Source organism: Amycolatopsis sp. NPDC041971, from assembly GCF_055588925.1.
Map to the genome: position 1 here is coordinate 1 of NZ_JBVJCE010000009.1, position 4,623 is coordinate 4,623.

4 protein-coding genes are annotated in these 4,623 nt (G+C 68.2%); 3 read left to right on the top strand and 1 reads right to left on the bottom strand.

What is annotated here, in order from left to right:
• Positions 1-165 precede the first annotated feature (165 nt).
• Complete coding sequence (locus ACZ6DT_RS19185; protein WP_465596597.1) at positions 166-816, bottom strand: TetR/AcrR family transcriptional regulator C-terminal domain-containing protein; 651 nt, start codon at positions 814-816, stop codon at positions 166-168.
• Between the two features lie 78 nt (positions 817-894).
• Here ACZ6DT_RS19185 and ACZ6DT_RS19190 point away from each other — a divergent pair, with 78 nt between their 5' ends.
• From ACZ6DT_RS19190 to ACZ6DT_RS19200, 3 genes are read left to right on the top strand one after another with little or no spacing between them, the layout of a single operon-like run.
• Positions 895-2,313, top strand: coding sequence for an FAD-dependent monooxygenase (locus ACZ6DT_RS19190; RefSeq protein WP_465596600.1), 1,419 nt, complete (start codon positions 895-897; stop codon positions 2,311-2,313).
• Between the two features lie 51 nt (positions 2,314-2,364).
• Positions 2,365-3,570, top strand: coding sequence for an MFS transporter (locus tag ACZ6DT_RS19195; RefSeq protein WP_465596603.1), 1,206 nt, complete (start codon positions 2,365-2,367; stop codon positions 3,568-3,570).
• Positions 3,567-4,127, top strand: coding sequence for a TetR/AcrR family transcriptional regulator (locus ACZ6DT_RS19200; protein ID WP_465596606.1), 561 nt, complete (start codon positions 3,567-3,569; stop codon positions 4,125-4,127). The genes ACZ6DT_RS19195 and ACZ6DT_RS19200 overlap by 4 nt, the downstream gene beginning before the upstream one ends.
• The last annotated feature ends 496 nt before the right edge of the window (positions 4,128-4,623 follow it).

The window sequence follows — 4,623 nt, forward strand, 5'->3', positions numbered from 1 at the left end:
AGCTACGTCTTATCCCATTCTGCGAGCATTTTCGCCGAAGAGGTCGTGCTTCAGTGGGCGGAAGTCCGTGAAGGCCTCCTTGAGGGACTCTGGGTTCCTCAAGGAGGCCTTCACGGACCGGTGAGCGTTCCTCAAAACCTTCGCCGTTCTGGCGACTCAGCTCACTCATGACCCGTCCGACGGCGCGGCCGCGACGAGGCCGCTGATCAGCAGATCCAGCGCGCGTGTGAAGTCCCGCTCGGGATCCACGGCCGCCAGCGCGGGTAAGGCGCGGCTGAAGTTCGGCAGTGCCTCCGGATCGATCCTCCGTACGTAGGGATCTTGTCCGGTTTCGTCGCGGCGTGTCGTGGTGAAACCGGCGGTCGTCAGCAGCAGGGAGCCGAAGACGAGGCTGTTCAGGGCACCCAGTGTCTGGCGGATCCCGTCGTCCTCGAAACCGGCTTCGTAGAGCGCGCCGACGAGATCCTCGACCGGCCGCAAGGAGCGCAGCGAGTTCGGATTGGCCTCGTCGGTGGCCAAGGCCATCGGCACGACCGGATGCCGGGCGAGCGCGCGATAGAGGTTGAGCGCGATGACCCGCACCCGTTCGGGCCACGGTGCGCAGGGGTCGGCCGGTTCGATTCCGCTGTAGACGCGCTCCGCGATGCCGTCGAGGATGTCGGTCTTGTTCTGGACGTGGTTGTAGAGCGCCATCGCTTCGACGCCGAGCGTCTTGGCGAGTTTGCGCATCGACAGCCCTTTGAGGCCTTCCTCGCCGGCCAAGGCGAGTGCCGCGTCCAGGACCTTCTCCCGGTTCAACGGTTCTCTCCGCGTCATCCCGCACCCTTCGCTTGACAGGTTTACGGTGTATCTATCATATTTACAGCGTATATTTACACTGTAAATGGGGGTGCCGTGAACGACGTGATCATCGTGGGCGGGGGACCGGTCGGCCTGCTGCTGGCGGGCGAACTCCGGCTGGCCGGAGCCGATCCGCTCGTACTGGAGGCGTCCGACGGGGCGGCCCGCCGGAGCCGGAGCTTCGGGGTGCGCGGGATCAACGGCCGCACTTCGCAGTCCTTGCGGCTCCGTGGTCTGACCGAGGCGTTCTCGAAAGCGCAGCAGGAGACATCCGGCGTTTCGCGGCTGCTGAAGGGGAATCGCGCAAGGGGGCATTTCGCCGGTTTGCCTCTCGTGGAGGATGGGGCCCCGTCGGGAGCGGCAGGCGGGTTCGTCCTCAGGCAACATGTCCTGGAACGGATCCTCGCCGGATGGGCGATCGGGCTCGGCGTCCGCGTCCGGACGAACGCCGAAGTCGTCGACCTCGTTCAGGAGGATTCGGCGGTCCACGCCGTGCTCGCCGACGGCCGGTCCGAGCGGGCCGCCTACCTGGTTGGCTGCGACGGCGGCCGCAGTGTCGTGCGGAAGCGGGCCGGGATCGCGTTCCCCGGTACGGACGCGACGATGACCGGGCGGGTCGCCGCGGCGGAACTCGCCGAGCCCGGCGCGGTGAACTCGACCATGCACGGCCCGGGCGGAATGGTGCACGCGTCACTGGTGCCGGGCGAGATCTCCACCATGGAGTTCGACGGCGGACCCGGCGCCCGGGACGCGCCGCTGACGGCCGAGGAGATGCGGGCGAGCATCAGCCGTGTCGCGGGAATCGACGTCGAGCTCGTCCGCTTCGGCGGCGGAATCCGCTTCAGTGACAACACGCGTCAGGCCGTGACCTATCGGGAGGGGCGCGTCCTTCTGGCGGGTGACGCCGCCCATGTGCATTCGCCGATCGGTGGACAGGGGCTGAACCTGGGGCTCCAGGACGCGATGAACCTCGGCTGGAAACTCGGCCTGGTCCTCCGTGGGCTGTCGCCGGAGTCCTTATTGGACACTTACACCGCGGAGCGGCGTCCGGTCGGGGAGCGGGTACTGCGCAACACCCGGGCTCAGGTCGCGTTGCTGCGTCCCGGCCCGCAGGTCGCCGCGCTCCGCGAGGTGATGGAGGAGACCCTGGCGATCCCGGCGGCCAGACGGCACTTCATCGCGATGGGGAACGGAGTCGACATCGACTACGCGCCGGACGCCGCGCATCCGCTGGTCGGCCGGTTCGTTCCGCTGCCACTGGTGTCCGAGGACGGTCGCGCGCTCCTGGTGGCTCGCGCCGACGAGGTTCGCGCCGCCGCGAACGGCCGGGTGCGGCTCGTCGAGACGGCCTCCGATCAGGCCTTCCTGATGCGGCCGGACGGATACGTCGCCTGGGCCGCGCCGCACGGTGAGACGGCCGGACTGAACGAAGCGCTCGCGCTCGTTGCGGGACCGGGTGCCGCGCGTGTATAAAGTGAAACGAGTGTTCAAAATGTAACGATCGTTCAAGTTGTGGGGTGTGCCGTGCCAGGCCAATATCGAGAGCTGTTCTCCGCGAAGGGCTCGCTCGCCTTCTCCGCCGCCGGGCTGGTCGCCAGGATCCCGGTCCCCATGATGGGGATCGGGATCATCACGATGCTGGCGCAAACCCGGGGCGACTACGGGCTCGCCGGACTGGTCTCGGCGGCGTTCACGCTGTCCATGGCGCTGCTCGGGCCGCAGGTTTCGAGGCTGGTGGATCGCCGGGGGCAGAGCCGGATCCTGTTGCCCGTCACCGGAATCAGCGTGATGGCACTGGGTGTGCTCCTGCTCTGCGCGCACTTCGGGGCGCCGGTCTGGACGCTGTATGTGTCCGCGATCCTCGCCGGGTTCATGCCGAGCATGGCGGCGATGGTCCGGGCCCGCTGGTCACGCCTGTACCGCGGCTCGCCCCGGCTGCACACGGCTTTCGCGCTGGAATCAGTGGTCGACGAACTGACCTTCGTCATCGGGCCCGCGCTGTCGGTGGCGTTGTGCACCACCGTCTTCCCCGAAGCCGGACCGCTGGTCGCCGTGGTGTTCCTCGTCGTCGGAGTGCTGCTGTTCGTCGCGCAGCGCGAGACGGAGCCGCCCGTGCTGCCGCCGAGTGGATCCTCCGGGAGTTCGGCGATCCGGCTGGGCGCGGTGCGGGTGCTGGTGCTGACGCTGGTGGCGGGGGGCGTCATCGTCGGCACGGTCGACGTCGTCAGTGTGGCGTTCGCCCGGCATGCCGGGTCGCCGTCGGCCGCGGGCATCGTCGTTTCCGTCTACGCGGTGGGTTCGGCGATCTCGGGACTGGTCTTCGGGACGCTCAAGCTCGCCATGACACCGCCTCGGCTGCTCCTGATCGGCACCGCGGGCACGGCAGCCAGCGTGGTGCCGTTACTGATCGTGGACGGCGTCGGGAGCCTGTGCGCGGTGGTGTTCGTCGCCGGTTTGTTCTTCTCTCCCACGATGATCGTTGTCATGGGGATGATCGAGAAGGTCGTCCCGGCGGAAAAGCTGACCGAGGGGATGACGTGGGCGATCACCGGTCTCAGCATCGGGGTCGCGCTCGGCGCCGCGGTGTCGGGCGAGGCCGTCGACCGCTTCGGGCCGGACGGCGGGTTCGCCGTCGCGGTCGTCGCCGGTGGCTCGATCATCCTGATCGCCCTGCTCTCGTATCCTCTGCTGAGCAGGAAGACCACGATCAGCGAGGAGGCGGCACGGTGAACGAGCCGAGCACCGACGGCCGTCTCGCCAAAGGCGTGCAACGCAAACGGGAACTCATCGAGGCCACCCTGCGCATTGTCGCCAGGGACGGGGTTTCGGGGGTCAGCCACCGCACCGTCGCCCGTGAGGCGGGACTGCCCGCGACGGCGGCCGCGTACCACTTCCGGGGGATCGAAGACCTGCTGACAGCCGCGCTCACCCAATGCATGGACGAAGACTCCGAACGGATGCGCGTCCTCGCCGCCGAGGCCGACGGCGGCGTGGACGCCTTGCGGAAGTTCGCCTCCTTGATGGCCGAGGTCGTTGCCAAGCCCGGGCATCTGCTGGCCGAGTACGAGCTGTACCTCCTGGCGGCACGGGAACCGAGGCTCCGCGAGTCGACCGATCGCTGGATGGCGGCTTTGGCGGACTTCGCCCGCCGCTACACCGACGATCCGGTACGGGTCGAGCTGCTGGTGGGGCTGGTGGACGGGTTGCTACTGCAGGGATTGTTGCGCGACGAACCGCCGACGGCGGAACGATTCGAGGCCATCCTGCGGACCGCTCTGACGTCGTGAGCGCAGGTCAGGTGGTCGGTCCGTGAAGGCCTCGCCACGTTCGCCCCATAGGCACCGGTGGTCACAGCGGCTGCGCGTGAAGGCCCCCTTCCCTCGGCTCAGCCGAGGGAACTCGACCTTCACACCTTGCCGAGGTCCATGAAGGACACCGGCCAAGTCCTCGTGAGTGGCGTTTCGGGTTATTGAGGGGAAAGTCAACCGTGTCGTGATGCGGGGCCTGTGTCGTTCCTGCGTACGCGTTCTCCTGGTAGTGAAGGCCTCCTTGCCTACTCTGACGGTAGTGAAGGAGGCTTTCGCTACCGTCAGATGTGATCTCTGGTGACAGTGGGACGGTTGTGACCTCGGCGGCCGGTCGTGAAGGCGTGACTCGCGTGCTTGGGGACGTGGGGGGGGGGGGGGGGGGGCGGGGGGGGGGGGGGGGGGGGGGGGGGGGGGGGGGTGGGGGGGGGGGGGTTGTTGGGGGGGAAGACGTCGCTTACAAAGGAAACGCCGGCAC